This window comes from Halosegnis rubeus (genome assembly GCF_009184545.1).
Taxonomy (GTDB): domain Archaea; phylum Halobacteriota; class Halobacteria; order Halobacteriales; family Haloarculaceae; genus Halosegnis; species Halosegnis rubeus.
Window position 1 is genome coordinate 211,143 of record NZ_QJOW01000003.1, and the last position, 26,177, is coordinate 237,319.

The window sequence follows — 26,177 nt, forward strand, 5'->3', positions numbered from 1 at the left end:
AAAGATTGCCCTCACTCTGGCGCGTCGGTCGCTCCGTCGCCGTCGACTGTGTCGTCACCCGACTCCCCAGTTTGTTCGCCATCGGTCCGTTCGCCCACGCCGCTCGCTCCACTCGGTCGCTCGTCAGTCACCATCCCCGTTCCCGGTTCGAAGTCGTAGCTGTGCCACTCGGGGTCGACGGCCGCGCCGTTCAGCTTCCGAATTCGAACCTGCTTCACCAGCTGGTCGCCCGAAGGCTCTTCGTCCAACTTCAGTTCGGCGAGCCCGTCCATCACGTAGGTGAGGTCGTGGGGGAACGAGTCGCCCCTACCGCCGCCCCCGCCGAAGGCCGCGCCGGCGAAGATGGGGACGAATCGCCCCTTGCATACGTCAGCGCGCACGTCTTTCACGAAGTCGTACGCCTGGACCGGCTGGGTGAGCGTCCCCATCTCAGTCAGCGAGTCGATGACGACTAGCCCGTCGTCGATCATCTCGCGGCCTTCGAGCGCGTTGTCGAGTTTGTTCTCGATTTCGCGAATGTCGGTCGGGTCACGGACGGGCGTGGTCGCGGCCCGTGCAACCGTCGAGAGATAGCGATTCCACTCGCCCATCCGGTCGAACAGCCGGTCGCGGCCCTGTCCGTCCAGCCGGTAGGTGAAACAGTCGACGATGTGGAGTTGCCCCGACTCCAGATACGGCAGCACGTTCCACTCCATGGCGATGAACTGCTGGACGACCGCGCTGGGTGGCTCCTGGAACGAGGTGAAGACGACCGGCTCGCCCCGCTTGAGCGCGCGCCACACCAGCTCCGCGCCGAGCGCGCGGTCGCGCGTTCCCGCCTCGCTGGCGACGAGGACGAAGGCGTTGCGCGGAAAGCCGTTCGGCAGCGAGGCGTCGAGTCCCGACACCCCCGGCTGGATGCGACGGTGGCTGTCGGCCGCGACGAACGGCGTTCCCGTCTCGGACAGCCGCTCCCGACACGCCGTCGAACAGAACTGTTTGCCCCCGTGTTCGACGGGCGATTCGGGTATCGCCATCCGACAGAAGGCACACTCCCCCGAGTCGTCGCTCATGCGCGGCGGTATGTCACCCACCCACGAACCGGTTTCGGTCTCACGTCTCAAGTGGCTCGGCCTCGAAACGACGGTATGCACCTGCGTGACGCCGTGGAACGCGACGCCGATTGGATGGCAGAGCTGACGGGCCGCCCGACGGACGTGACTCGGAACCTCGTCCACGACCGGACCGTTCAGGTGGCGGTCGCCGACCACACAGCAGACCAAGATGAAGCCGGAGAGGACGAACCGGTCCGCGGCTTCGTCGCGTATGACGCGCGCCGCGAGACGGTCCACGTCACCCAGATACAGGGGACCGCCGAAGCCTGTCGTCGGCTGCTGGACGCGCCACTCGAGTTCGCTCGTCAAGAAGAGATGTCCGTCGAACTGCTACTAGCCGTGGACGACGAGCTACGCGAGGTCGTGAAGTCGAAAGGCTTCGAAGAAGCGGGCGAAGGCCCCCGATTCGAGGGGACGCGGACGATTCGGTACCGGCGTTAGTCGTCGGCCGGTGCGCTCGGGGTGCCGGCGTCGGTCGCGCTCGCGGAGACGCCGCCCGCGTCGATTGCCTCGACGACGAGTTCGGCGATGTCGACAATTTCGATGTCGTCCTCGAAGTCGCCGGTCTTGCGGCCGTCCTCGTACATCGTCATGCACATCGGACAGGCGACGACAAACTTCTCGACGGCGCTGCCGGCGTCGGTGTCTTCGAGCGCCTCGCGGAGCCGCTCTTCGCTCGGCTTCTCCTCTTCTTCCTGTTCGATCCACAAGCCGCCGCCGCCACCGCCACAGCAGTATGAGTTGTCGCGGTTGCGGGGCATCTCGTGGAGGTCGACGCCCGTCGCGCGGATGAGCGAGCGGGGAGCCTCGTACTCGTCGTTGTACCGGCCGAGGTGACACGGATCGTGGTAGGTGACGGTGTAGTCAAGTTCCGTCCCGTCGAGCCCGAGCGCGTTCTCCTCGATGAGTTCCTCGACCACCTGCGTCCAGTGGTACACGTCGATGTCGCCGTCGGGGTTCCACGGCTCTTCCACGTCGAAGGGCATCATCGGGTCGTCGGCGAACTCCTCGAAGTCGACCTCCGGATACTCGTTTTTGAACGTGTTGTACGAGTGGGGGTCGGTGGTGACGAGCGTGTCGAACTCACACTCGTCGAACGTCTCGACGTGGTGGCCCGCCAGCTCGACGTAGAGGAACTCCTCGCCGACCCGGCGGATGTCGTTGCCGTCGTACTTCTCGTCGTCGAACAGAATCCCGAAGCTCACGTCCGCAGCGTCGAAGATGCGGGCGAGCGAGTGGGCGATTTTCTTGTTGCGGTCGTCGTAGCTGGGGTAGTCGCCGACGTACCAGAGGTAGTCGACCTCCTGCTCGCGGGCGTCGGGAACCTCCACGTCCACGTCCTCGGTCCAGTCGCCGCGGGTGCGCTGGCTGTTGCCGAAGGTGTTGCCCTTCTGCATCACGTTCTGGAACACTTCCTGGAGGCTCGGCTGGATGTCACCCTGGTCGGTGAGCTGGCGATTCAGCTTGGTGAAGTGCTTGAGGTGCTCGATTTCGACCGGGCACGCGTCCATGCAGGCCATACAGGACATGCACGACTCCATCGATTCGCTGGCGATGACCTGGCCGCCGTCGGCGATGATGTCGGTCGTCTCGCCGCCGGCGTCGACGGACTCGCGGTACTGCTTCAGGTCGAGAATCACGTCACGCGGGTCCAAGTCGCGACCGGATGCCTTCGCCGGGCAGACGGACGAACAGCGGCCACACTTAGTACAGGCGTCCTGGTCGAGCATCTCCTTCCACGAGAAGGAGTCGACGGACTCCGCGCCCGAGTCGGCGTCGAGCGCCGCCGGCACGCCCGGAAGCCGTTTGCCCGCCTTCTCGTCTTTGACGACGATGTTGGCGAAGCTCGAAATCATGTGGAACGGCTTCATGAACGGGATGGAGGCGACGAAGACGAACGCGAGAATCGCGTGTGACCACCACATAATCGGGTAGGCCGCCTCCGCCATCCCCGGCGTCATCCCGCCGACGAACATCACGTCGGCGACGAAGTGGCCGACGAAAGAGACCTCTTCGTAGGAGGTGATCGCGAGCGAACCGGCCTCGACGGAGGCCGTTCCGAGCAGTCGAAGCCCCTCCTGCACGTAGCCGCCGACGCCGAGGAAGAACAGCGACCAGACGAGGAAGTCGTCCTCGCGGGAGGTGTGTTTCCCGTGGAGCCGGTCCGTCCGGGAGACGTAACGCCGCCACAGTGCGATGGAGACGCCGGCGACGAACAGCAGCCCCATCGCGTCCATCACGAGCGAGTATGAGAGATAGAAGTCACCGACGAAGAAGGACTGACGCTCCCCCGTGATGATCGCGGTGAGGTTCCGGAAAATGTCGATGTCGATGGCGATGATGGTGGTCCCGATGAGCAGCGTCATAAATCCCCAGAAGATGAACGCGTGCATCACCCCGCCCACGAGGTCGCGGTTGAACTGCTTTTCGTTGGACGCGACGGTCTTAGCGGCCGACGTGATTCGGCCCGGCAAGTCGTCGAGACGGTCGAACCAATCTTCCGAGCCACGGGTGTACCGAGCAAAGCGCTGGTACACACCGTAGAGGAAGACGATGATTGTCACCGCCGCCAGATAGTAGAAGACGGCTTCACCGACGTGTGAGATGCCCCAGAACGTCTCTCGGGTGACCTGTTCACCCGACTGGAGCAGCGGACTCTCTAACATGGTCGTGACACAGGCGACTGGTCGCTTAAATCTTCTCACAGCCGCAGACGCCGTCGTCTCCGTCCGTTTCGGTCAGATGACAGTCACCGCAAGCAATCCCGCCGCGAGCGCGAGCACGGGTGCGTCTCGGCGCGCGAACCGGAGCCGTGGCAGCGTCGGATTCCACGCCAAACACCGCGCCTGCACGGCGAGTTCGAACCTCTCGGCCCGCTGGAAGGCGCGGTTCAACCCGCCGACCGCGACCAGTCGCATCCGCTCGCGAATCGACCGTTCGGTCCCCAACCGGGCGGCCGACCCGTCCCGGAGTCGGGCGATGTCACGGCGCAAGAGCGGTAGAAACCGGAAGACGAAGCCGACGCCCACGCCGAGCAGCTGCCCCGGCTTTCCGGGAACCGTCCGCTGGATGGCGGCCCGCGACTCTCGGATGGGCGTCGTCCGAACGTACACTGCTGCGACGAGCAAGAGCAGGACGGTCCGGTAGGCGGCGAGTGCTGGTGGAATCGCCTGCTCTATCGAGAAGCCGACCGGCGAAATCGTCACGCCTTCGATGAGCGGTCCGCCGACGAGAAACGGGAGGACGAGCGCGAACTCGGCGAGCGCGGCCGTCGGCGAAGTGCGCGCGAGCGCGAGAATCACGCCCGCCAGCAGCGTGAGCGCGACCAGCCCGCGCGGGGTGGTGTGGGCGAGCGCGGCGACGGCGATGCCCACCTGTGCCGCCAGCTTCGCCCGCGGGTCGAGCCGGTGGACGAGTGTCGCGCCCGGTTCATACCGGACGCTCACGGCGGGCGTACGTCGAACTCGGCGAGGCGGTTGCGGGCCTGTTCCGGCGGGGCGTCGACAGCGATCGACCCGTCCGCGAGCACGAGTACGCGGTCGGCCGCGTCGACGTGGTCGCGCAGGTCGTGGGTGACGACGAGAACGCCCGCGTCCTCGCGTGCGAGCGCGCGCAGGCGGTCGAACGCCTCGCGACGGGCGGGCCAGTCGAGTCCGGCGAACGGCTCATCCAGTATCAGGTGGTCCGGCTCCATCGCGAGCGCGCCGGCGATGGCGACGCGCATCTGCTCACCGCCCGACAGCGCGTCCACGCGCTCATCCTCTCGGCCCCGCATGTTCACTGCGTCGAGCGCCTGGCCCACCCGGCGGTCGATTTCCCCGTGTGCGAGCCCGAGATTCTCCGGGCCGAAGGCCACGTCGGCACCGACGGTGGCCGCGACGAAGCCGTCTCGCGGGTCCTGAAATGTCATCCCGACGGCGGTGCGGGCGGCCACTGGGTCCTCGGTCGCTTCGGTTCCGTTGACGAGGACGCGTCCCTCGTCGGGCGAGAGCAGCGCGTTCAGATGCCTGACGAGCGTCGTCTTTCCGGAGCCGTTGGGTCCCGCCAGCACGACGTACTCACCGTCCGGGAGCGTCAGGTCGACGCCGTCAACGGCCGGCGTCTCGCCGTATCGGTGGACCAGCCCCTCGACGCGGATCACGTCGCCGACAGCTCGTCCGCGCGGACGATACCGACCGCGACGGTGGCCTTCACCGCCTCCGCGGGCAGGAAGGTCAGGGTGCCACCGACGACCGCGGCCTCGACGCTCAGGTTCCCGAGCACGACCAGGCCGGCAGCGCCGAGCGCGTAGATGATAACCGTCCCCGCGACCAGCGCGGCGATTAACTGCCACAGCGGCGCGTCGAGGTCGGCGTCGGTCTCGATTCCACCGTACGCGATTGCGCCGATTGCGATTGCCGCGAGCGGGTACGACCAGAGGAAGCCCGCCGTCGTGCCGACGAGGGGGCCGAAGCCGGCCGCGGCTCCCTCAAACACCGGGACGCCGACCGCACCGGCCGCGAGATACAGCGTCATCGAGACGCCGCCCCACACCGGTCCCAACAGCAGTCCCGACATGAAGACGCCCAGTACCTGTAGTGTGACGCTGGTCGGCGAGGCCGGATTCGGGAAGGTGACGTACGCGAACGCGCCCGTCAGCGCGGCCAACAGCGCCGCCCGGACCAGATTCCCGACGACCTCATCGCCGATGAGTTCTACCTGCTGTGTCTCCGTGCTCATTGCCACACGATTCTCGTAAACTTACTTTTGTGTAGTGGTTTACGAACCCGGCCCGCAATGATAAGTCGCTGCTGCACGTACATCTGGCGAATGGACGAGCAAACCGAAGCGCTCCGTGACATCTTCATGGAGGTCTCCGACGAGGGGACCGTCACGGAGTCACAGGAGGCAGACAGGGGCTCGCTCACCGGCGGTGACAACGCCGACCGCATCGCCGCGGTCATCGGACAGATGCGGGAGAAGTACGAGTTCGCGACCGACCTCGACACCGACGCGCTCGAGGCGATCGTCCGCGGCTACTTCGATGGCCGCACGGACAGCGACATCGCCGACGACCTCGGGGTGGCACGCGACACGGTCGCGCGTGCGCGGCTCGATTTACACCTGATTCGCGACCGCGACCGCGACGCGCCCTTCGACCTCGATTCCCTGCGCGCCCTCGCCGACGCTTCGACCGCCGAGGCGGCCGCCGAACTCGGCGTCTCCGACTCGACGGTGCGTCGGTACCGGCGCGTCCTTGACGCCGAAGCCGAGTCTCGACGCGTCTCCAAGCGGTTTTACTCCGCGTTCACCGACGCGATTCCCGACGCCGACCTCTCGGAGGCGATGACACAGGAGGCGGTCGAGGACGGACTCGACGACGCCACCGACGGGATGGAGACGAACGTCTCTTTTTAACCGATCGCGCACCACCGGCCCCATCGTCTGAACGTTGCGGTGGCGGGCCACGGCGGTTGTACGGTCCACCTGCTACCGACCGGTGGACCGTCTGTTCGCCCACTTCCGCGGTCGATAGACTCAACGCCGGCGGTACCGTCGACTCGGTATGGAGTGGTCTCGACTGCGGAGCGTCTGGAAGCGGACGCTCTCGCTGTCTGCGCCCATCGCGGCCGAGACCGTCGTCCGGACGGCGATGCGGACGACCGACGTGCTCGTCACGGCGCTGTTCTCGCCGGCAGCCGTCGTCGCCGTCACGCTCGGTGACCTCTACGCGCGGTTTCCGCTCCGCATTGGTCTCGGACTCGGCGGCGGCGCAATCGCTCTCTCCTCACAGGACACCGGCGCTGGCGAGACTGCCAGCCGCGACGAGGCCATCACGCAGGCGCTGCTCATCGGCTTCCTCGTCGGTCTGCCGTTTGCCGTTGGCGCGCTCCTGTTTGCAGAGCCCGCCATCCGGCTGTTCGACCCGAGCGCCGAGGCGGTTCGCCTCGGCGCGACGTACCTGGGAATCGTCCTCGTCACCGCCCCCGCGCGGCTCGTCACGCTGGTCGCCGCGCGCTCGCTCCAGGGAACCGGTGACACCCGTACGCCGATGTACGTCAACGTCTTCGCGAACCTCACTAACATCGCCGGCTCCGTCGTGCTCGGGCTCGGCCTGCTCGGTGCCCCCGAACTCCGAGTGGCCGGCGTTGGCTACGCGACCGCGACCGCCAACGTCACCGCCGCGACCCTGTTTCTCGGCGCGCTCGCGTCCGACCGCACCGCGCCAGCGTTCGTCCGCCCGCGGAGTCTCACCATCACGAAACAGCTGTTGCAGGTGTCCGTTCCCCGAACACTCGAGGGACTCATCTCGGAAGCCGCGCAGTTCCCGTTCAACGCCTTGCTCCTCTCGTTTCCGGCGGGCGACTCGGTCACCGCCGGCTTCCAGATTGCACGCCGACTCTACCAGCAGGTGACCGCGCCGATTTCGCGGAGTTTCAACGTCGCAGCGTCGGTCCTCGTCGGACAGGCGCTCGGAGAGAGTAACGCCGACCGCGCCCACTTCGACGGCCGGGCGGTCGCCGGTCTCAGCGTCGTCCTCGTCGGCCTGTTGGGACTCGCCTTGGCGCTCGCGGCCCCGGTCGCGGTCGGCGTCTTCACGAGTGACCCCGCCGTCGTCGAGTACGGCGTCGCCTTCGCCCGCGTCTACGGGCTCGCCGGCGTGGCACTTGCGGCCTTCTCGGCGCTGTCGGGTGGACTACAGGGAGCCAGCGAGACGCGCATCCCGCTTCTCGCCCGGACGACTGCTCGGTTTGGCCTGTTCGTCGGCCTCTCGTGGCTGCTCGCGCTCACGCTCGGCTACGGTCCCGTCGGCGTCTACGTCGGGATGGGGCTGTCGTATCTGTGGATGGCACTCGTCGTCTGGTGGGGCTTCGAGCGAACCGCGTGGGCACCGCGTGCCGCGAAAATGATGTCCGAACGTGCCGAAAGCGCCTAGCGCTCTTCGAGCGGGACGAACCCGCGATTTTTCTCGCCGGTGTAGCGAGCGCGTGGCCGGATGAGACGGTTTTCTGCCTGATACTCCAGCGTGTGGCCGACCCAGCCGCCGGTTCGTGCCATCGCGAAGATCGGCGTGAACATGTCGACCGGGATTCCGAGCTGGTAGTAGACGGTCCCCGAGTAGAAGTCGACGTTCGGCGCGATGCCCTTCGAGACGAGCCCCTGCTCCTCGAAGTGCTGTTCGATGGCGTCGGCCAGTTCATACCAGTTGGTCCCCTCGGCTGTCGCGTTCAGCTCCTCGGACTTCTTCTCTAAGATGACCGCACGCGGGTCCTTCACGCCGTAAACGCGGTGGCCCATGCCGGGGACGCGCCAGTCTTCTTGCTCGCCTTTCCGTTCGACGTACTCGACCGGGTCGGCACCGTCCTCGTCGATGTCGAGGAGCATCTCCATCACGTCCTGGTTCGCGCCGCCGTGGAGCGGACCCGAAAGCGCGCCGACGCCGCCGGTCACGGCCGAGTACATGTCGGCCATCGTGGAGCCGATGACCATTGACGTGAACGTGGAGGCGTTCAGCCCGTGGTCGGCGTGGAGCGTGAGCGCCTGGTCGAACGTCTCCTCTGCCACCTCGTCCGGCTCCTCGCCGGTGAGCATGTAGAGGAAGTTCGCGGCGTACCCCAGTTCGGGGTCGGGGTCGACCGGCTCCTCACCGCGTCGGTAGCGGTCGAACGCCGCCAACACGGTCGGAATCTTCGCGGTCAGCCGGCGACCCTTCCGGCGCGAGGCGGCCTGGTCTGCGGCCGGCACGTCGGCCTCGTCGTCCTCCGCGGAGAGATACGAGACGAGCGTCCGGAGCGCGGCCATCGGCTCCTCGTCGGCCGCTGCGAGTGCTTTTGCGGTTTCGAGTACAGCGTCCTCAACGCCGCGCTCCTCGGCGATGGAGTCCGCGAAGGCTGTGAGTTCGGACTTGGTCGGTAGCTCACCGTTCCAGAGCAGATACAGCACCTCCTCGAAGCTCGCTTCGGTCGCGAGATCTTCGATGGCGTAGCCGCAGTAGACCAGCTTTCCAGCGTCCCCGTCGATGAAGCTGAGTTCCGACTCTGCGACGAGCACACCTTCGAGCCCTTTCCTGAGTTCGTCTGACATACCTCGGATTCCAAGGGCGCTACAAAAAGGATTGTCGTTCAGGCACATCCATGATAATCTGGCACGGACGCTTTTATCACCTCCCGGCGAAGGCGAGGTATGCCACGGGAAGTCGAGTACGAACCGGTCAGCGTGAAGGAGCTACTGGCCGAGATGAAAGACACCGCCGAACTGCTCATCGACCTCTCGTACTCAGCCGTCCTCCTGCGGTCGGACGCCGTCGCCGAGGAGGTGCTCGAACTCGAATCCCGGATGGACGTGCTCCAGCTCCGCGCCCGGATGAGCCTGTTGATGGCCGCGCGCAGTCCGGACGACGTGGAGGCGCTCGCGCCCGTCCTCGGTATCGTCGGCGCGGCCGAGAAGGTGTCCGACGCCGCCGGCGACATCGCGAAGGTCGTCCTCGAAGACGTGGGGCTGCCCGAGGCGATGCGGGCCGCCCTCCCCGAGTCGGTGGAGACGCTCGTGCGCGCGGAAATCAGCCCGGATTCCCTGCTCGCCGGCCAGTCGCTCGGCGCGTCGAATCTGGAGACCGAGACGGGGGTCCGCGTCATCGCCGTCCGGCGAGCGGGTGACTGGCTCACCGACCCCGACGCCGAGACCGTCCTCCAAGGTGGCGACGTCGCTCTGCTCCGCGGGCCTGAACTCGGCGTCACGGGCGTCTACGAGAAGCTCTCCGGCGAGCAGTACGAACCGCCCGAACAGCCGACCGAGTCGTCTGCCGACCTCGAACGCGCGATGGACTCGGTCGTCCTGATGAAAGACGTGTCTGAACTCGCCGTCGATTTGGCGTACGGCGCCGTGTTATTCGACGACGACGGACTCGCCGAGGAGGTGCTCAACCTGGAAGCCGAGGTGGACGCCCTCCAGTCGCGGTTCGAGGCGTGGACGCTCCGGGCCGCCGCCGAGGTGGACGACCCCGTCTCCCTGCGCGGACTGGTGCAGCTCGCGGCAGCGACGGAGGTCATCTCCGACGCCGCACTCGAAATCAGCGAGGGCGTGCTCCGGGGGTTGGACAGCCACCTCGTCATCCGCGAGGCCGTGCTCGAATCCGACGAAATCATCGCCCGCTACGCGGTCGGCGAGGGAAGTCCCCTCGCGGGCCGAACCCTCGGTGACGTAGCCGTCAAGACCGAGACCGGGATGCGCGTCATCGCCGTCCGTCGCGGCGACGAGTCGCGTGCACCGACCGGCAAACAGACCGGCTGGGTCGTCTCTCCCGGCCCGGAGACGAAACTCGACGCCGGGGACGTGCTCATCGCGAAGGGGACCCGGACCGGCGCAGCACGGATGGTCGAACTGACCGAATAGCTACTCCGCGCGCGCGAGTCGAATCGCCGAGCCGAGCGTGAAGATGGCCGCAAGCAAGAGACCGAGTCCGACCGCGAGCACGAAGCCGAGGGCGAGATACGCCGCGTCGGGGCGCGGGCCGTCGGCTCCGACGATGGTGCCGTGGGTGAAGATGGCGGCGACGAGGATGCTGATAGCGAAGCCGATGGCTGCGTTCCGACGGACGTGGAGGGCGGTGATGAACCGCGCGACGCCCGGGCGGTCCGGGGCCTCCGGCTGGTCTGTCTCGCTCACACCACGCGTAGGTGTGTCGCCGGCAAAGCCGTTTTGCCGTCAGGTCGTGCGGAAGGCGCGGTCGCCCGCGTCGCCCAGCCCGGGAACGATGAAGCCGTCCTCGTCGAGCCGCTCGTCGATGGAGACGGTCAGCAGGTCTGTCTCCGGGAACGCCTCGTTGACGCGGACGAGCCCCGGCGGGGCGGCGACCGCAGAGAGCACGAGCGTGCGCTCGGGATTCGCGTCTTCGAGCACGTGGTCCAACACCGTCACCATCGTGGAGCCGGTCGCGAGCATCGGGTCGGCGATGATGACCGTGTCGTCTTCCGAGATGTCCGGCAGCTTCACGTAGTCGACAGTGATGGGGAATTCGCCGTCCTCGTCCATGCCTGCCTCCTCGTCGCGTCCCGCCGAGATGACGCCCTGCTTCGCGCGCGGGAACGCCTTCAACAGCCCCTCGACGAACGGGGTCGCGGCGCGTAGCACGTTGATGATGACCACGTCGTCGAGTCCCTTCACGCGCTCCCCGGTCGTCTCGGCAAGCGGCGTGGTGATGGAGACGAACTCCGTTTCCATCGCACCGTCGATGATCTCGTAGCCGCAGATGCGACCCAGCTTCACGAGTCCCTTGCGGAATCCGACCTGTTCGGTCTCGACGGAGCGGAGCCGCGAGAGCGTGTGTTTCGCGAGCGCGTGGCCGACGACGTAGGCGTCGTCGCGGTCCTCGATTGGCATACACGAAGGACCAACGCGCGTGCGGATAAATTTCTCCGTTCTACTGTCGCAGCACGACCAGATACGTCACCACGGTGATGACGGCGGTCGCGGCGACGAAGTTCCGGGTCGTCAGCTGTGCGATGTCTGCGAACTCCAACCCCCACAGGACGACGTAGCTGAACACGGCAGACAGGAGTACGTCAAGCACGAGCAACACGCGGATGTCCCCATCGCTGGCCATTGGTTGTCACTCTGGACCGATTCACTTAGCTCCCTCGCCCGACGCCACACTCATGAACTCCCCCAGCGTACGCCGGCTATGTGCGAGGTTTCCGTCAGCCGGTTCGTCCCCGCTACCCCCGAGGAGGTCGAACGGCTGCTCACGCCAGCCCGACTCATCGACGCCGAGGGGAGCTTCGCCGTCCGCGAGACGACCGAACGCGACGGCCAGACGGTCGTCACGGCCGGCCGCGCCGGACTCGAACTCACCTTCGTCTTCGAGTCGGGCGAGTGCCGGCTCAGCTACGAGCAGGTGCGCGGCCCGCTCGCCCAGCTTTCGACCACGCTCTCTTATGAGTCGGACGACGAGGGAACGACGCTCACGCTCGAGTCGACCGTCGCTACCGGCGGCCCCGGTATCGTTGACAGGGTCGCCGCGTGGAAGCGCAAGGGCGAGTTACAGCGCGCTATCGCGAGTCTCACGCGCGACCTCTGAGCCGCACCAGAGTATGTGGCTGTGTGTCTCACACACGGTATGGGACTGTCGAGCACGGCCAAGGAGGTCCTCAAGGCGTCCACCCAATCGCCTAACCGTGGAGAGTCGAGCGAGGAAGTCTCCGACGGCTCCTACTGGTGTTACGACTGCAGCGAGCGCATCCGCGACCTGGACCAGGAGGGCGAGGAGACGCCCGAGTGTCCGTCGTGTGGCGACGCCATGGAGTTCGAGCGGAGCGCCACGACGACGGGGTGTGCCTGTTAGAAGTCGTACGCCGCGTCCACCGGGAACCGATTTTCGTACTCGCCGCCGGCGTCGACGAGACACCTCTCGAACGACTCCCGTATCCGTGTTTCGTCCATCTCGCGCCCGATAACGACGAGTTCGGTCCGGCGGTCGCCGTGCTCGCCCCACGCGAGGTCCGGGTGCATCCGGCGTTGCATCTCCTGTCTCGTCTCCGACATCGCGGCCACCCACTGCTCGCCGGGGGCGAGTCGCGCCGACGGCCCGGCCTGACTGAACTGGTGGCGGGCCTCGTCGTTGCCGGCGATCCACACCTGTCCTTTCGACCGGACGACCGACTCCGGGAGCGAGCCGACGAACTCCTCGAACGCGTCTCCGTCGACGGGTCGCTCGGCCCGAATCACGAAGGAGTCGATGCCGTACTCCGACTGGGGTGAGTGGTCGTGGTCGGCGTGGTCGGCCGCCCGCTGCCACGCCGCCGTCTCGCTCGTCGTCTCGAGGTCGAACTGCCCGGTGTCGAGTATCTCGCCGGGGTCGACGGCCCCCTCCGTCGTTCGGACGATGTGTGCTTTGGGGTTCAGCGATTCGAGTAGCGTCTCCGTCTCACCGAGAGTCTGTTCGTCCACGAGGTCGCACTTGTTGAGGAGGATGACGTTCGCACATTCCACCTGTCCGACGAGCAAATCCGAGAGTGGCCGGCGCTCGGTCCTCCGGTCGGCCTGTCCGGTCCGGGTACGGCGCACGTCCTCGACTGACGCCGTCTCCTCGGAGTCGAGGGTCTCGCGGAACGTCTCGGCGTTGACCACTGTCGCGAGCGTGTCGAGGTCGTACGGAGCCGACGCCGCGCCGGTGGTGAACAGCCGGGCGACGGGTGCCGGCTCGGAGATGCCTGACGACTCAACGACGAGCGCCTCGAACTCGCGTTCGCGCGCCAGCCGGCTCACCTCGACCTCAAGGTCGTCGCGCAAATCACAGCAGATACAGCCGTTCGATAGCTCCGCCACCCCGTCTTCTCGATTCTCGACCAACTGCGCGTCGACGTTCACCTCGCCCATGTCGTTGACGAGGACGGCGATTTTTCTCCCGCCGGCGTTTTCGAGCAGGTGATTCAGCGTTGTCGTCTTGCCTGCGCCCAACGCACCGCTGAGTATCGTCACCGGTATCCCGTCCATGGGTGGCGTTCGACACGGGGCTACTTAGCGGCGGCGCGGGTCAGCGTTAAGTCGCCGTACGCGAGTCGTTGTGACATGGATATCGAGACGCGCATCAGGCAGTTCCGCGAGTGGCTCGAAGAGTGGGCCCGCGGACTCTACCACGGGATGGTGTCACATCCGGCGTACGAACTCATCGAGCAGGAGGCCGAAGACCAGGAGGACGCCTTCCTGCTCGCGTGTTTTCCCGACGCCTTCGGCATCCCGAGTCCCGTCTCCTACTACACGGCCGAGCTGCTCCCGTATCTCGCCGAGGAGTTCGCCCAGTGGGAACGCCGGATGTGGGACCGCGAGTCGGTGCTCGAACGCAAGGGCCAACAGTACCACTTCTGATGGCACGGTTCACATTCTTCGGCGGGAAAGGCGGCGTCGGTAAGACATCGATGTCGGCCGCCTTCGCACACAAGCGCGCTCGCGCGGGCGAAGACGTGCTCATCGTCTCCACCGACCCGGCTCACTCGACGGCCGACGTGTTCGACCAGTCCTTTGGCGACGAGCCGACCCCCGTCGACGGCTACGACTCGCTCGACGCCATCGAAATCGACCCCGAACAGGAGGTGACCGACCACCTGATGGAGACGAAACGCGCCCTCGGCGACCAGGTCAGCGCCGGCATCGTCAACGAGATCGACCGCCAGATCGAACTCGCCCACCAGACCCCCGGCGCACACGAGTCGGCGCTGTTCGACCGCTTCATCGAACTCATGCGCGACGTTGACCACGACCGCGTCGTCTTCGACACTTCGCCGACCGGCGGCACCCTCCGGCTCCTCTCGCTGCCGGAGTATCTCGGCAGTTGGATCGACCGCCTCGTCGAGAAGCGGGAGGCGAGTATCGACCTCTACGAGAAGGCCGCAATCGGGGGTCGAGAGCCGCGCCGCACCAGTCTGGGTGACCCGATTCTCGCCCGCCTGCGCGACCGGAAAGAGCGGTTCGAGTTCGCCCGCGAGACCCTGCGTGAAGACGCCTCCTTCGTCCTCGTCGCGAACCCCGACGCCCTCTCAGTGCGTGAAAGCGAGCGGGCCATCGAGAGTCTCCGCGAGCGCGACCTCCCCGTCGAGGGCATCATCGTGAACCGACTCACGCCCGCGCCCGACGATGACGAGACCGGCCGGGGCGCGCGGTTCCTCAGACAGCGCATCGAGACCGAACAGGAGCGACTCGCCGAACTCCGTGGGTTCGAACCGCCGATCATCGCCGAAATCGAGACCCGCGTCTCCGAGGTGAAGGGGTCGTTTCTCGAGGAGGTCGCGAGCGAACTCGAGTTCAAGCAGAGCGTATAGGCTTTCTGTTCGTCTGGAATATGTATCTCCCCCTACAAGCGGCTACCGTCGTGCGATTTTCGATGTGTCTGGTATTGTATCTCAAAGCCGAAGGTTTATGTAGTACATTTCCATGATATACGGTAGCCCATGGTACAAATTGCCGTACTGGTCGTTGCCAGTCTGATAACGTTCTCGGTGGGATATCTCGGCTACTCCAGATATCTCGCCCAGTTCGTCGAACTCGACGACGAACAGGAGACGCCAGCGCACAAATACGAGGACGGACAGGAGTACGTCCCCTCGAAGAAACCAGTTCTGTTGGGTCACCACTACTCCAGTATCGCCGGTGGTGCACCTATCGTCGGTCCGATTACGGCGGGTGCAGCCTTCGGCTGGCTGCCCGCTATTCTCTGGATTGCCATCGGGAACCCACTGCTCGGGGCCGCACACGACTTCATGTCGCTGTCATCGAGTGTGCGCCACGACGGCAAGTCGATTGGCTCCATCATCGGGGAGTACGTCGGCGACCGCGGGAAGGATATGCTCCTGTGGTTCGCGTTCCTGACCATCATCCTCGTCATCGCGGTGTTCGCGTTCGTGGTCGCTGTCGTGTTCAACGCGTTCCCGTCGGCGGCGACCGCGAGCTTCATTTACCTCGCGCTCGCCATCGTGTTCGGCGTCTACTTGTACCAGCTGAATCTTCCGTTCCTGCCCGGAGCCGTCGCGTTCGTCGCGATGGTGTTCGGTGGAGTGTGGGTGGGACTGCAGTACCCGATTGCGCTCGTCGGCACGGAGTCGACCGCCGCGGACACCATCGTCCTGCTCGGACAGGCCTCGGCGTGGGACTGGCTCCCGCTCGCGGGCAGTGGTGTCAACGTCGCAGCGTGGGTGCCGGTCATCGTCCTCTACGGCTTCGTCGCGAGCGTGCTCCCGGTGTGGGTGCTGCTCCAGCCGCGTGACTTCCTCACGTCGAGTCTCCTCTACACCGGTGTCGGGGGGATGCTGCTCGGTGCGATTCTCGCACCCATCCTCGGTTTCACGTCGGTCGACGTTTCGGTGCTCGGTAACACACAGACGATTACCTCACTCGAAACCAGCTACCCCGCGTTCCGTGGTCTGACGAGCTCGCTCGGGCCGATTTTCCCGTTCCTGTTCGTCACCATCGCCTGCGGAACCATCTCCGGGTTCCACGCGCTCGTCTCCTCGGGGACGACCGCGAAACAGCTGGACAATGAGTCGGACGCTCGCGACATCGGCTACGGTGCGATGTTGGGCGAGGGTCTGCTCGCGACGACCGCGGTCGGTGCCTTCGCCGTCATCGGCTTCACTAACTTCCCGTCCGGCGCGGCCGGCGCGCTCGCCAACTTCCCGGCCGGTGGTGCGGCAATGCTGTCGATGTTCGGTCTGCCGGTCGCGGCCGGCTCGGCGTTCATCGGACTGGTCTTCGTCAGCTTCCTGCTGACCTCGACTGACACTGCCGTCCGACTGGGCCGTTACATGATGGAAGAGATCGTCGAAGTGCCAGAGACGCGAACGCAGGAACTGGCGGTGAACCGGTACGTCACCTCCGGCGTGCTGCTTTGTCTTCCCGCGTACCTGCTCGTCGGCTCGGGCGCGTGGGAGAGCCTGTGGCCGCTGTTTGGCGCGGCGAACCAGACGCTCGCCGCGCTGGCGCTTCTGGCCGCGACGCTGTGGCTCGCCAACTGGGACGACTCCAAACAGCTCCTCTCGACCGGTCTCCCGATGGTGCTGATGATCGGCGTCACGATGACGGCGCTGCTCACCCTCGGACTGTACCGGAACCCACTGGCGACGCTGGACGCGATCCAGAACCTCGGAGCAACCGGGGAGAACGCGACGACGATCTTCGACGTCATCTCGTACGGGCTCCAGAGCGTCCTCTCGTTGGTGCTCGCTGGACTGGCGGCTTCGCTCGCCTACATGGGGTACAAGAACATTAGCCGAGTCCGCGACAGCTACACCGGCGCGCCTGCCGACGACTGACGACTCGCGCCGTTACTCTCGTTTTAACAGCCCGCGAATCCGCTCGATGAGCCGCGGCTCCGGGTCTGGGTCCGAGTCCGCCCACGGTGCGAACGCCCGCCACACGTCTGCCTCCTCGCTCGCGACGTACGACTCGACCTCGGGGGCGACGACGACCAGATTCACCTCGTAGTGACCGTTGTAGCCGTACCGCAACAGCGTCCGGTCGCGGTACTGGTGGACGAACTCCCGGACCGACTCGGACACCTCTGGTACGACGAACACGAAGGTGAAGTCTGTGCTCCGGTGTGTCTCGTCGACCGTAATCCAGTCGCCCGTCTCCGCGAGCTCGTGGCCCAACTCGATTGCCGACTCGATGTCGTCCATCGACACTGACTCGCGCCGGGTCGCAAACAGGTGTTCGTTGACGTTCTGGTTGGCGTAGTTAATCGACTCGTGGAGGAACTGCTTGCGGCTCTGGATGCGGAGCCGGCCGTACAGCTCGAACCGCTGACCGCCCGCCCGCTCACCGCGCTCGAGGTCGTAGTTGTAGACGAGCCGATTGGCAACGTCGTCGAGATACTCGTCGTCGAACGTCGGACGCTCTGGCCCCTCGCTCATGACTCGTCGGGGTCGTGCGGGTGAACGTCGTCGACGGCGGGAGCACCGACGACGAAGGCGGTCGTCGCCTCACCGTCCTCGGGGACGAAGGCGAACTGCGGGCTTTCCGGCTCACAGACGAACGCGTCGCCGGCGGGGACGGCGAACTCACCCTCGGACGTTTCGACGTGGAGCCGTCCCTCGACGACGTAGAACACCTCCTCCTGCTCGTCGTGGTAGTGGTACGCGAGGGGAATTTCCTCGCCGGGTTCGACCTCGTACACGTGTGCCGCCAGCCGTTCGAGTCCGGTGGCCCCGCTCACTGAGCGCTGTGTGGACGGCCGGTCGGGTTCGGGGTCGATATCGTCGACGGCGACGTGGTGGTATCCCATACGCTCGCTGTGTCGTGCATGGTCAAAACACCCACGACAAGACCTAACTAACTGGAGGCGAATCCCATCGGTATGGGTGGTAAGAAGGTGGAATCGTGTGGTCGGTGCGCGATGAGCACGACGAGTGACCTGCTCGATGACCCGACCGACCCGTACGAGGGTGGTATCGAGGTGGACGAGCAGGCGGCCCGGCGGGTGTCGCCGGCGGCGTGGCTCGAAGGCGTCAAGAACCGACTCGACGCGTGGGCGACCCGCGTCACCTACGGTCGGTAGCGCGAAAGGTTATTTTTCCGGACCCTGTAACACTGATAATGGAGGAGAGTGTCGCCGGCTTCAAGCAGCGCGGCTCGTGGGGCGATATCGTCGAACACGGCGAGCGCGTGACGCGTGCCCTGCGGGAGTTACTCGACGACGAGAACGACGCACTCAACGAGTGGAACGAGTGGCGACCGAAACAGCACGAACGGCTCGACGAGGACGTCAACGAGAAGACGGCAAAACAGGCGAGCGTCGGGGAGGGGGCCGGCGAGCGCGAGGGGGTCGAACCTGATGAGGACGTGAAAGCCGCCGGCGACAAGCTCGCTGACTCCTACGAGCGGCTCGACGAGCCGGACGACGCGCTCGACCGGTGGCGCGAGTCGGTCGGTCACCTCGCGCGGGCGGCCGATTCGGCCGGTCGGAAGGCGCTGCGCAAGGTGGAGGGGGCGGTGTACAAGAACGTCATGACTCAGATTGCGCCCTACTACTTCGACAACGACCTCGTGAGTGCGAACGTCATGCGACACGACACAGCCGACTACGCGCTCGAAATCAACATCAACGATGACGACCTGAAGATCCGCGTCTCGAACAAGCTGGCCGACTACGAGCAGTCGGTCGACCGCTGGCACGTCGACACGGAGAAGGTGACCGAGACCGCGGAGGCCGCCGAGGGCGTCGAGACGCCCGAAGAACAGGACACCGGCGACGAGGGCGTCACTCAGGGACAGTCACACCCCACGACCAACTGAGCGTCTGACCGCCGCCAACACGATTACTAACAGCCCGGCACAGCCAGCGAGCAACAGCCATCCCGCGGCGTAGCCGGCGGTGTCGGCGAGATAGCCGAACGCCGGCGGGAAGAGCAGACCGCCGACGTTGATGGCTGTCTGGCCACCGGCGCTCGCTGCACCGACTTCGTTTCGGGGAACGAGCGCGGTGAGACAGGAATAGTAGACGCCCGTCGAGCCGAGGATGGAGACGCCAAGCACCAACAGCGCCGCCAGCGCGACCGACTGTGGCACTGCACCGACTCCGAGAAGCGTGAACGCGCCCGTCGCGACGACCGCCTGTCCGCCGGTGACCGTCGCTGCAGCCCGTGCTCCGCCGCCCAGTCGGTCGGCCAGCGAACCGGCACCGAGCCGTCCCGCACTGCCGGCCGCCTGCACCGCCGCGAGGACGATGCCGGCCGCGACCGGCGAGAGACCGAGCAGCTCGTCGGCGTACAGGAGGGTGTAGCCGACGGTCGTGAAGATGGTCGCGCCGACGAACAGGCCGGCGAGGACGACGAGCACGTACGCGCGATTCTGTCCGAACGACTGCACGTCGGGGAGCGTCCACTCGCCGCTCCCGCTGGTTCCCTCATAGCCGACGGCGAAGACGAGCGCGTACCCTCCGGCGAGCACGGCAATCACACCGAAGCCCCATCGCCACGTCGCGACGGCGGCTACCCCGGCGACGAGCAGTGACGCTGCACCCGACCCGGCGGTCACGCCGACCTGCTTGAGACCCATCGCCGAACTTTCCTTCCCGGACGGCGCACTCGATAGAATCGCCCGGTTCGAGGCGGGCATTCCAGGCGCATACGAGACGCCCAAGAGGAAGGCGGCGGCGAACAACACGAGCGGCGTGGGCGCGAGTCCGATGAGCGCGACCGAGACCGCCAGCACGCCGACCGCGACCAGCATGACGCGGCGCTCGCCGAACCCGTCGACGGCCGCGCCGCTGGGGAAGAGATTCAGCGTGTAGCCGAGCGTCGCCACCGCGGTCAACACGCCGATGAGGGTGCGCGAAAGCCCGAACTCGCCGCGGAAGTAGGTGGTCGCGGAAAAGAGTGCGTAGTAACACAGCGAGACGGCCGCCTGCCAGCCGGCGACGACGGCGACGGTTCGCCAACTCCGAGTTGTCACTACGGCTGATTCACGACGGCGGGGTTAAAATCAAGCGACGGCGGCAGGCTACTCCTCGACTGCGTCCACCACGTCGCGTGCGAGCGCCTCGAAACTCGCCGTCGCCGGCACCACGTCCACGTCGAAGCCGGCCTCGCGGGCGGCCTCGCGGGTCGGCTCGCCGATACAGCCGACGACCGCCTCACCGAGGGCCGCACGGACGGTCTCGTGGCTCGCGGTTTCGGCGGCCGCATCGAGGAAGAACTCCACCGTGAGCGGCGAGGTGAAGGCGACGCCAGCGAGGTCGCCGTCGGCGGCCAACCGCGCGGAACGACCGCTCTCCTCGGGTCGGGTCAGCCGGTACAGCGTCGTTTCGTGGACGTACCCTCCGGCGTCGGTCAGCCCGTCGGGCAACACCTCGCTGCCGTGGTCGGAGCGCGCGATTTCGACCCGCTTGCCGTCCACCTCGTCGGCCAACTGCTCGACCAACCCGGCCGAGGAGAACTCCTCCGGGACGACATCGACCGCGTAGCCGGCTTCGCGCAAGGCGTCGGCGGTGGTCGAGCCGATTGCACACAGCGTCGTCTCGGCCTGCCAGTCGTGGTCAGAGAGGATGCCGACGCCCGTCGTGGAGGTGACGATCGTGTAGTCGGCGTCCGTGCGCGCGACCGCACCCGTCGGCTCCGTCGTCAACATCGGGTCCGCGACCGGCTCGACGCCAAGCTCTCCCAACAGCGCACTCGCCGTCTCGATTCGCTCTCCTGCCGGCCGGAACACCGCAACCTTTGGTTTCATATCGTAGTATGTGATTTATCGCTCGTACGGGCTGTCGAGAAACGCCCGGACTTTCTCGCGTGTCGCCGCCACGGGACCGATGACGGTCACCGCGGGGGGTTCGATTCCCGCCTCGTCGCGCACGCCGACGATGGTGTCGAGCGTCCCTACCACGACCCGCTGGTCGGGCCAGGTACCCTCCTCGACGAGCGCGACGGGCGTCTCGGAGTCCATCCCCGCCTCCCGCAACACCGCAGTGTAGTCGGGGAGTTTGCCGACGCCCATGTAGACGACGATGGTGCCGCCGGTCGCCGCCAGCGCCGGCCAGTCGACCGCCGACTCCTCCTTCGTCGGGTCCTCGTGGCCCGTGACGAAGGAGACACTGGAGGTGTGGTCGCGGTGCGTGACCGGGATTCCGGCGACGCCGGGACCGGCAACGCCCGCAGTCACGCCCGGCACGACCTCGAACTCGACGCCGTGGTCGGCGAGGTACTCCATCTCCTCTCCGCCTCTGCCGAAGACGAAGGGGTCACCGCCCTTCAGCCGGACGACGGTTTTCCCCTCCTTCGCGAGTTCGACCAGCCGCTCGTTCGTGTACTGCTGGGAGGTGCGTTCCCCGCCGGCGCGCTTCCCGACGTCTTCGGCGCGCTCCTCGTCGACGAGTTCGAGTGACGGGCCCGGAAGCTTGTCGTGCAATACTACGTCTGCCTCCTGAATCAGCCGGTACGCCTTCCGAGTGAGCAGTTCCGGGTCGCCGGGACCGCTCCCGACGAGATACACCTTACTCATGGTTCTCGCGGGCCGTCTCCACCAGTTCGTCTGCGCCGCGGTCGATGAGTTCCTCCGCCAGCCGAACGGCCCCGCGGCCGTGGGTCGCGATGGGGATGTCACGGCTCGTCTGTATCGACTCCTCGCCGTCGACCGAGAGCACCCGCGCCACCGTGTGGACGTACTGACCGCGAACGACGGCGTAGACGCCGATTGGCGCGATACAGCCGCCGTTTAGCTCGGCCAGAATCGTCCGCTCGACGGTCGTCTCTACCCGCGTCCGGGGGTGGTCGATACCGGTGAGCAGTTCGGCCATCTCGCCGTCGGGGGCGGTCACGGCAATCGCGCCCTGTCCAGCCGCGGGGACGAACCTCTCGGGGTCGAACCGCCCGAAGGCGACGTGGTGGAGCAGCCCGGAGCGTTCGAGTCCCGCCTCCGCCATCACCAGCGCGTCGTACTCGGTGTCCACGTCGCGTTCGAGCGCCCGCTGTTCGATCGGCGAGCGGTCTTCGAACCACTCGTCGACCGCGCCCTGACCCAGCTCGCCGTTCTCGACTTTCTCGACCCGGCGCTCGTGTTCACGCTGGAGCGAGGGTGCAAGCAGCTTCTCGATGCGCGTGTCGACGTTGCCGCGAATCGGCTCCACGTTCACGTCGTCCCGCTGTGCGTTCAGCTGTGCGGTTCGTCGCAGGCTTCCGGTTCCAATCGTCGCCCCGTCGGGCAGTTCATCGAAGCTCGCCCCGTCGGGCGTGACGAGCACGTCGCCCGCCGGTCCCCGTTCGAGGACGGCCCCGACGACGAGGTTCTCCGGGAACTCCGTCGGCATGTCCTTCATCGAGTGGACGGCCGCGTCGAGTTCGCCTGCGAGCACCTGTTCGTCGAGTGTGCGCACGAACGCGCCCGTCTTGCCGAGTCGGTGGAGCAGTTCGTCCTGAATCTGGTCTCCTTTGGTCTCCACCTCGACCAACTCGACCGACCGCCGTCGGTTCGAGAGCCGGTCTTTCACCGTCCCCGCCTGTCGTACCGCCAACTCGGAGCCGCGAGTGGCGAGCCGTATGTCCATACCCCGAGTGGGTGGCCGACGCTCAAACCCCCTTCGGCTCTCGGAGGATAAATCTCATGTCGCGATACCAAAATCCGCGACACTCCCACGCTGACAGGTGTGGTGCAGTGACGTATCGGCGGTCGGGGTCGCCGCCACGGGAGTGCTTTTTACGTTGTAGCACCTACTCGACTGTATGACACTTGAACTGTACGAACTAGAAGGCTGTCCGTACTGTGCGAAGGTAATCGACAAACTGGACGCACTCGACTTGGAGTACGAGTCACACATGGTTCCGCGCTCGCACGACGAGCGCACCGAGGTGAAGGGGGTTAGCGGCCAGACCGGCGTGCCCGTACTCGTCGACCCCGAACACGATGTCGAGGGGATGCCGGAGAGCGACGACATCGTCGCATATCTGGAGGAGACGTACGGCGCGAACGCCAGCGCCTGAGCCGACACGTCGCCGAGACCTCCACTCCGGTGGCCCCAAGAATTAACACGGAGTAGTCCTCCGGACGAATGCGAGCGGGACTCGTGAGGCGGCAGTCGCCTGAACTGGCCGTCTCCCAACTTCGCTTTCTTTGACGGGAACGTCCGCTCACGAGCCACGTCTGAGTTGTGGTCTCGGGTCGACCCTCCGCCGGTCGGTGCTTCCCTCAGAGACAGTCGCGGTATGCGTCGAGCGTCCGCTCGACGTCCTCCTCGGTGTGGGCGTAGGAGACGAAGTTCGCCTCGAACTGGTTCTGTGAGACGAGGACGCCCTCGTCGCGCATCGCCGGGCGGAACAGGCGGGCGTAGCGGTCCGTCTCCATCTGCTGTGCGTCGGTGCCGCGTTTCGGACACGCGCTGAACCGGGCACACTCGGGGTCCTGTCGACAGCCGTTCACACAGCAGTCGCTCTGTGGCGGGGCGTCGGCACGGGTAAAGGCGACTTTGAAGATTGAGCCGGTCCCGACGACGGTGTACTCGGGGGCGCGCTCTGTCAGAATTTCGGTCAACCCCTCTCGTAGCCGGCGACCGAGGTCGTCGATGTGCTCGTACACGTCGTTCTCGGCGGCGTACTTCAGTCCCTCCAGGCCGGCGGCCATCGCCGCCGGATGCCCGGAGAAGGTTCCAGCCTGGAACACCTCGCCCGACGGGGTGAACTGCTCGATGTACTCCGTCTTTCCGCCGATTGCGCCGACCGGGAAGCCGCCGCCGATAATCTTCCCGAACGTCGTGATGTCGGGGTCGATACCGAACTCCGACTGGGCACAGCCGAGTCCCCCAATGCGGAAGCCGGTGATGACCTCGTCCCAGATGAGGAGTGCGCCCGCGTCCTCACACAGCTGCGCGAGGGTCTCGTGATACCCGTTTTCGGGATAGGCGATGCCGGAGTTGGCCTGAATCGGCTCGACGAGGACGCCGGCGATCTCGTCGCCGTGTTCCTCGAACACCTGCTTTGCAGTCTCGGTGTCGTTGAACGGGACGGGAATCGTCTCCTGTGCGAACGACTGGGGAATGCCGTGCGTAGAGGGTTTCGGGTGCTCCGGACCGCCTTCGACGAGCGTGGACTCTTGTGCGCCGTGGTAGCCGCCCTGCATAATGACGATTTTGTTGCGCTCCGTGACCGCGCGCGCGAGCCGGACGGCCGAGACGGTCGCTTCGGTGCCGCTGTTGACGAAGCGGAGCATCTCGACGGACGGGACGTGACGGGTGACGAACTCCGCGTGCTCGACTTCGAGCTCGGTCGGCATCCCGAACACCGGCCCCTCGGAGACGCGACGCTGGACGGCGGCAGTCACCGGGTCGGGGAGGTCGTGGCCGTACAGCAGTGGACCGAGTCCCTGAATCCAGTCGATGTATCGGTTGCCGTCGGCGTCGATGACGTGGCCGCCGTCGCCCTTCTGGGCGAAGACGGGGTACGGCTGTGGGGCGGCGCGGACCGCGGAGTTGACGCCGCCGGGCAACACCGATAGCGCCCGGTCGTAGATGTCGCGTGACTCGTCGTACATACACGCAGGTTCGGCCGGGCGGCTGTTAGTAGTTTCTCGTCGCCTCCGACACGCTGATTACACGCGCACCTAACGTGGAGATAGATGCTCCCCTCGTCGTGGAAACGAGACTTCGCCAGCGGTCTCGTGGTCCTCGTGCCGGTGCTCGCGACCGTGTTCGTCATCACGTACTTGTACGACTTCCTGTTCGATATCATCACGCGAACCGGCATCCTCGACAACTACGAGACCATCCCCGCCGAGGCGTACGTCCCCCTGGCGCTGGCCTTCTTTCTCCTGTTCGTGCTCGCGGTCGGCTACCTGATGCGAACGACGGTCGGTGACATCATCGAGCGCGTGCTCGATGACGTGTTCAACGCGATTCCCGGGCTCCGTATCGTCTACAACGCCTCGAAGATGGCCGCCGAAACCGCCTTTTCCGGCACTGGCGACCTCCAGTCTCCCGTCAAACTCGAAGTGTGGGACGGGCTCCGGATGACTGCGTTCAAGACCGGAAAAACGACCGAAGACGGTCGCGACGTGCTCTTTTTGCCCACGTCGCCAAACATCACCACCGGCTTCGTCATCGAGGTCGAACCCCACGAGTACGACGAGACCGACGAGAGCGTCGAGGATGCGCTCACCCGCGTGTTGTCCGCTGGCTTCGGTGAGAACGAACCGGATATTCCCGATGAGATGCTGCGCGATTAAGAGAGGAGCGCCCGCACCGCAAACAGCGCGTTCTCCTTGCGCTCGCGCACGCGACGGTAGAAGTACGACAGCCATTTGTCGCCGAAGGGCACGTACTGGTAGCTCTCGTGTCCCGCACTCGCGATGTCCCGCTGTTCGTCCTCGCGGACGCCCATCAGCATCTGAATCTCGAAGCTGGTGCCGTACGCGTCGTGGAGCTCCTTCGCCCGCTCTATCATCTCGGGGTCGTGGCTCCCGACGGCGACGTGGTCTGCGTGTTCGAACAGGTACGCGAGGTCCTCGCGGTAGGCGCGGTTCACGTCGGCTTTGTCCGTGTAGGCGAGTCGCTTCGGCGGGTCGTAGGCCCCCTTCACGAGCCGGACGGTCACCGGCGTCTCGACGAGCCGTCGGAGATCATCGCGCGTCCGCTTCATGTTCGCCTGGACGCACAGCCCCATGTCGGGGTGGTCTCCGGCACAGTCAATGACGGCGTCGAGCGTCGCGTCGATGGTCGTGTGGTCTTCCATGTCGACCCAGACGAAGACGCCGGCCTCGGCGGCGGCGTCGACGATGCGCGCGAGGTTGTCGGCGAAGGTCTCGTCGCTGATGTCGAGTCCGACCTGACTCGGCTTTACAGAGATGCGCGCATCGAGACCTGCTGCCGCGATCTCCTCGACGAGTCGGATGTACGTCTCGGTGTCCTGTGTGGCATTCTCGGAGGCGTCGTAGTGTTCACCGAGGAGATTCAGTATCGCGCCGACGCCGTCGTCGTTGAGCGCACGCGTGTGGTCCAGCGCGGTCGAGATATCCTCGCCCGCGACGAACCGGTCTGCGATGGGCGGAAGCATACGTTACATACGACACCCCCAGTTAAGCCAGTATCCCTCCCATGGTCACCGGCGGACCACGGCGACTTTTATCGCTCCCCGCCGACCC

31 protein-coding genes are annotated in these 26,177 nt (G+C 66.0%); 13 read left to right on the top strand and 18 right to left on the bottom strand.

Translation table 11 applies throughout. The features are described from left to right. Window positions 1–11 precede the first annotated feature (11 nt). Window positions 12–1,052, bottom strand: a complete 1,041-nt coding sequence (locus DMP03_RS08650; RefSeq protein WP_152120292.1) for an RAD55 family ATPase — start codon at window positions 1,050–1,052, stop codon at window positions 12–14. A 75-nt stretch (window positions 1,053–1,127) separates the two neighbouring features. Between DMP03_RS08650 and DMP03_RS08655 the strand changes: the two genes are divergently transcribed. After that, window positions 1,128–1,535, top strand: a complete 408-nt coding sequence (locus DMP03_RS08655) for a hypothetical protein (protein ID WP_152120293.1) — start codon at window positions 1,128–1,130, stop codon at window positions 1,533–1,535. Here the strand turns inward: DMP03_RS08655 and DMP03_RS08660 are convergent. The 4 genes from DMP03_RS08660 to DMP03_RS08675 form a co-directional block, all read right to left on the bottom strand. Then, entirely contained in the window at window positions 1,532–3,760 is a 2,229-nt protein-coding gene (locus DMP03_RS08660) for a (Fe-S)-binding protein (protein WP_152120294.1), read from the bottom strand. The two genes, DMP03_RS08655 and DMP03_RS08660, sit on opposite strands and share 4 nt — an antisense overlap. A 72-nt stretch (window positions 3,761–3,832) precedes the next feature. Next, entirely contained in the window at window positions 3,833–4,540 is a 708-nt protein-coding gene (locus DMP03_RS08665; protein WP_152120295.1) for an energy-coupling factor transporter transmembrane component T family protein, read from the bottom strand. Further along, complete coding sequence (locus DMP03_RS08670) at window positions 4,537–5,235, bottom strand: energy-coupling factor ABC transporter ATP-binding protein (protein WP_152120296.1); 699 nt, start codon at window positions 5,233–5,235, stop codon at window positions 4,537–4,539. Before DMP03_RS08670 ends, DMP03_RS08665 begins: the two co-directional genes overlap by 4 nt. Then, entirely contained in the window at window positions 5,232–5,813 is a 582-nt protein-coding gene (locus DMP03_RS08675; protein WP_152120297.1) for a biotin transporter BioY, read from the bottom strand. The genes DMP03_RS08670 and DMP03_RS08675 overlap by 4 nt, the downstream gene beginning before the upstream one ends. A 90-nt stretch (window positions 5,814–5,903) precedes the next feature. Between DMP03_RS08675 and DMP03_RS08680 the strand changes: the two genes are divergently transcribed. Together DMP03_RS08680 and DMP03_RS08685 are read left to right on the top strand one after the other, a co-directional pair. Next, the gene (locus DMP03_RS08680) at window positions 5,904–6,491 is read left to right on the top strand and encodes a conditioned medium-induced protein 4 (RefSeq protein WP_152120298.1); all 588 of its coding nucleotides are present in this window, start codon (window positions 5,904–5,906) and stop codon (window positions 6,489–6,491) included. 148 nt (window positions 6,492–6,639) lie between these two features. Continuing rightward, a complete protein-coding gene (locus tag DMP03_RS08685; RefSeq protein WP_152120299.1) occupies window positions 6,640–8,010 on the top strand; it encodes an MATE family efflux transporter in 1,371 nt (456 codons plus the stop codon). Here DMP03_RS08685 and citZ read toward each other — a convergent pair. Next, a complete protein-coding gene (citZ, locus tag DMP03_RS08690) occupies window positions 8,007–9,158 on the bottom strand; it encodes a citrate synthase (protein ID WP_152120300.1) in 1,152 nt (383 codons plus the stop codon). The two genes, DMP03_RS08685 and citZ, sit on opposite strands and share 4 nt — an antisense overlap. 99 nt (window positions 9,159–9,257) lie before the next feature. Here citZ and DMP03_RS08695 point away from each other — a divergent pair, with 99 nt between their 5' ends. Beyond that, window positions 9,258–10,466, top strand: a complete 1,209-nt coding sequence (locus DMP03_RS08695; protein WP_152120301.1) for a potassium channel family protein — start codon at window positions 9,258–9,260, stop codon at window positions 10,464–10,466. On the opposite strand, the gene DMP03_RS08700 is transcribed toward DMP03_RS08695, so the two are convergent. Genes DMP03_RS08700 through DMP03_RS08710 form a run of 3 tightly spaced genes read right to left on the bottom strand, consistent with a single transcriptional unit; the run spans window position 10,467 to window position 11,676 of the window. Then, on the bottom strand, window positions 10,467–10,739 hold the full coding sequence (locus tag DMP03_RS08700; RefSeq protein ID WP_172967113.1) for a DUF7536 family protein: 273 nt from the start codon (window positions 10,737–10,739) through the stop codon (window positions 10,467–10,469). A gap of 39 nt (window positions 10,740–10,778) precedes the next feature. Beyond that, window positions 10,779–11,453 (bottom strand): uracil phosphoribosyltransferase, encoded by a 675-nt coding sequence (gene upp, locus DMP03_RS08705; RefSeq protein WP_152120302.1) that lies wholly within the window; start codon window positions 11,451–11,453, stop codon window positions 10,779–10,781. A 40-nt stretch (window positions 11,454–11,493) separates the two neighbouring features. After that, entirely contained in the window at window positions 11,494–11,676 is a 183-nt protein-coding gene (locus DMP03_RS08710) for a hypothetical protein (RefSeq protein WP_152120303.1), read from the bottom strand. A gap of 78 nt (window positions 11,677–11,754) precedes the next feature. Between DMP03_RS08710 and DMP03_RS08715 the strand changes: the two genes are divergently transcribed. Both DMP03_RS08715 and DMP03_RS08720 read left to right on the top strand, forming a co-directional pair. Further along, on the top strand, window positions 11,755–12,150 hold the full coding sequence (locus DMP03_RS08715; RefSeq protein WP_152120304.1) for an SRPBCC family protein: 396 nt from the start codon (window positions 11,755–11,757) through the stop codon (window positions 12,148–12,150). A 39-nt stretch (window positions 12,151–12,189) separates the two neighbouring features. Then, window positions 12,190–12,414 carry a hypothetical protein gene (locus DMP03_RS08720; RefSeq protein ID WP_152120305.1) on the top strand — a complete coding sequence of 75 codons (225 nt, stop codon included), beginning with the start codon at window positions 12,190–12,192 and terminating at the stop codon, window positions 12,412–12,414. On the opposite strand, the gene DMP03_RS08725 is transcribed toward DMP03_RS08720, so the two are convergent. Beyond that, window positions 12,411–13,565 (bottom strand): CobW family GTP-binding protein, encoded by a 1,155-nt coding sequence (locus DMP03_RS08725; protein WP_152120306.1) that lies wholly within the window; start codon window positions 13,563–13,565, stop codon window positions 12,411–12,413. The two genes, DMP03_RS08720 and DMP03_RS08725, sit on opposite strands and share 4 nt — an antisense overlap. A 75-nt stretch (window positions 13,566–13,640) precedes the next feature. Here DMP03_RS08725 and DMP03_RS08730 point away from each other — a divergent pair, with 75 nt between their 5' ends. The 3 genes from DMP03_RS08730 to DMP03_RS08740 all read left to right on the top strand — a co-directional run bounded on the left by DMP03_RS08730 (window position 13,641) and on the right by DMP03_RS08740 (window position 16,873). Next, on the top strand, window positions 13,641–13,937 hold the full coding sequence (locus DMP03_RS08730; RefSeq protein WP_152120307.1) for a hypothetical protein: 297 nt from the start codon (window positions 13,641–13,643) through the stop codon (window positions 13,935–13,937). Beyond that, entirely contained in the window at window positions 13,937–14,887 is a 951-nt protein-coding gene (locus DMP03_RS08735) for an ArsA family ATPase (RefSeq protein ID WP_152120308.1), read from the top strand. Before DMP03_RS08730 ends, DMP03_RS08735 begins: the two co-directional genes overlap by 1 nt. Before the next feature lie 129 nt (window positions 14,888–15,016). Next, entirely contained in the window at window positions 15,017–16,873 is a 1,857-nt protein-coding gene (locus DMP03_RS08740; protein WP_152120309.1) for a carbon starvation CstA family protein, read from the top strand. Between the two features lie 12 nt (window positions 16,874–16,885). Here the strand turns inward: DMP03_RS08740 and DMP03_RS08745 are convergent, their stop codons facing one another. Together DMP03_RS08745 and DMP03_RS08750 are read right to left on the bottom strand one after the other, a co-directional pair. After that, the gene (locus DMP03_RS08745; protein WP_152120310.1) at window positions 16,886–17,473 is read right to left on the bottom strand and encodes a hypothetical protein; all 588 of its coding nucleotides are present in this window, start codon (window positions 17,471–17,473) and stop codon (window positions 16,886–16,888) included. Further along, window positions 17,470–17,844 (bottom strand): cupin domain-containing protein, encoded by a 375-nt coding sequence (locus DMP03_RS08750; RefSeq protein ID WP_152120311.1) that lies wholly within the window; start codon window positions 17,842–17,844, stop codon window positions 17,470–17,472. Before DMP03_RS08750 ends, DMP03_RS08745 begins: the two co-directional genes overlap by 4 nt. Before the next feature lie 111 nt (window positions 17,845–17,955). Between DMP03_RS08750 and DMP03_RS08755 the strand changes: the two genes are divergently transcribed. Beyond that, window positions 17,956–18,117: a hypothetical protein gene (locus DMP03_RS08755; protein WP_225870800.1), complete on the top strand. Its 162-nt coding sequence runs from the start codon at window positions 17,956–17,958 to the stop codon at window positions 18,115–18,117. 38 nt (window positions 18,118–18,155) lie between these two features. After that, window positions 18,156–18,854 carry a DUF5828 family protein gene (locus DMP03_RS08760; protein WP_152120313.1) on the top strand — a complete coding sequence of 233 codons (699 nt, stop codon included), beginning with the start codon at window positions 18,156–18,158 and terminating at the stop codon, window positions 18,852–18,854. Here DMP03_RS08760 and DMP03_RS08765 read toward each other — a convergent pair. The 4 genes from DMP03_RS08765 to hemC are packed head-to-tail and all read right to left on the bottom strand — an operon-like array spanning window position 18,834 to window position 22,596. Continuing rightward, entirely contained in the window at window positions 18,834–20,012 is a 1,179-nt protein-coding gene (locus DMP03_RS08765; RefSeq protein WP_152120314.1) for an MFS transporter, read from the bottom strand. The two genes, DMP03_RS08760 and DMP03_RS08765, sit on opposite strands and share 21 nt — an antisense overlap. A gap of 48 nt (window positions 20,013–20,060) precedes the next feature. After that, on the bottom strand, window positions 20,061–20,786 hold the full coding sequence (locus DMP03_RS08770) for a uroporphyrinogen-III synthase (protein WP_152120315.1): 726 nt from the start codon (window positions 20,784–20,786) through the stop codon (window positions 20,061–20,063). Window positions 20,787–20,801: 15 nt separating this feature from the next. Beyond that, the gene (gene cobA, locus DMP03_RS08775) at window positions 20,802–21,554 is read right to left on the bottom strand and encodes a uroporphyrinogen-III C-methyltransferase (protein ID WP_152120316.1); all 753 of its coding nucleotides are present in this window, start codon (window positions 21,552–21,554) and stop codon (window positions 20,802–20,804) included. After that, entirely contained in the window at window positions 21,547–22,596 is a 1,050-nt protein-coding gene (hemC, locus tag DMP03_RS08780) for a hydroxymethylbilane synthase (protein WP_152120317.1), read from the bottom strand. Before hemC ends, cobA begins: the two co-directional genes overlap by 8 nt. A 175-nt stretch (window positions 22,597–22,771) precedes the next feature. Between hemC and DMP03_RS08785 the strand changes: the two genes are divergently transcribed. Further along, window positions 22,772–23,029 carry a glutathione S-transferase N-terminal domain-containing protein gene (locus tag DMP03_RS08785; RefSeq protein WP_152120318.1) on the top strand — a complete coding sequence of 86 codons (258 nt, stop codon included), beginning with the start codon at window positions 22,772–22,774 and terminating at the stop codon, window positions 23,027–23,029. Between the two features lie 205 nt (window positions 23,030–23,234). Here the strand turns inward: DMP03_RS08785 and DMP03_RS08790 are convergent, their stop codons facing one another. Continuing rightward, on the bottom strand, window positions 23,235–24,572 hold the full coding sequence (locus DMP03_RS08790; RefSeq protein ID WP_152120319.1) for a glutamate-1-semialdehyde 2,1-aminomutase: 1,338 nt from the start codon (window positions 24,570–24,572) through the stop codon (window positions 23,235–23,237). Window positions 24,573–24,656: 84 nt separating this feature from the next. On the opposite strand from DMP03_RS08790, the gene DMP03_RS08795 reads away from it, so the two are divergent. Continuing rightward, entirely contained in the window at window positions 24,657–25,262 is a 606-nt protein-coding gene (locus DMP03_RS08795; protein WP_152120320.1) for a DUF502 domain-containing protein, read from the top strand. On the opposite strand, the gene DMP03_RS08800 is transcribed toward DMP03_RS08795, so the two are convergent. Further along, window positions 25,259–26,089, bottom strand: coding sequence for a proline dehydrogenase family protein (locus DMP03_RS08800; protein WP_152120321.1), 831 nt, complete (start codon window positions 26,087–26,089; stop codon window positions 25,259–25,261). The genes DMP03_RS08795 and DMP03_RS08800 overlap by 4 nt on opposite strands. Window positions 26,090–26,177: the final 88 nt, after the last annotated feature.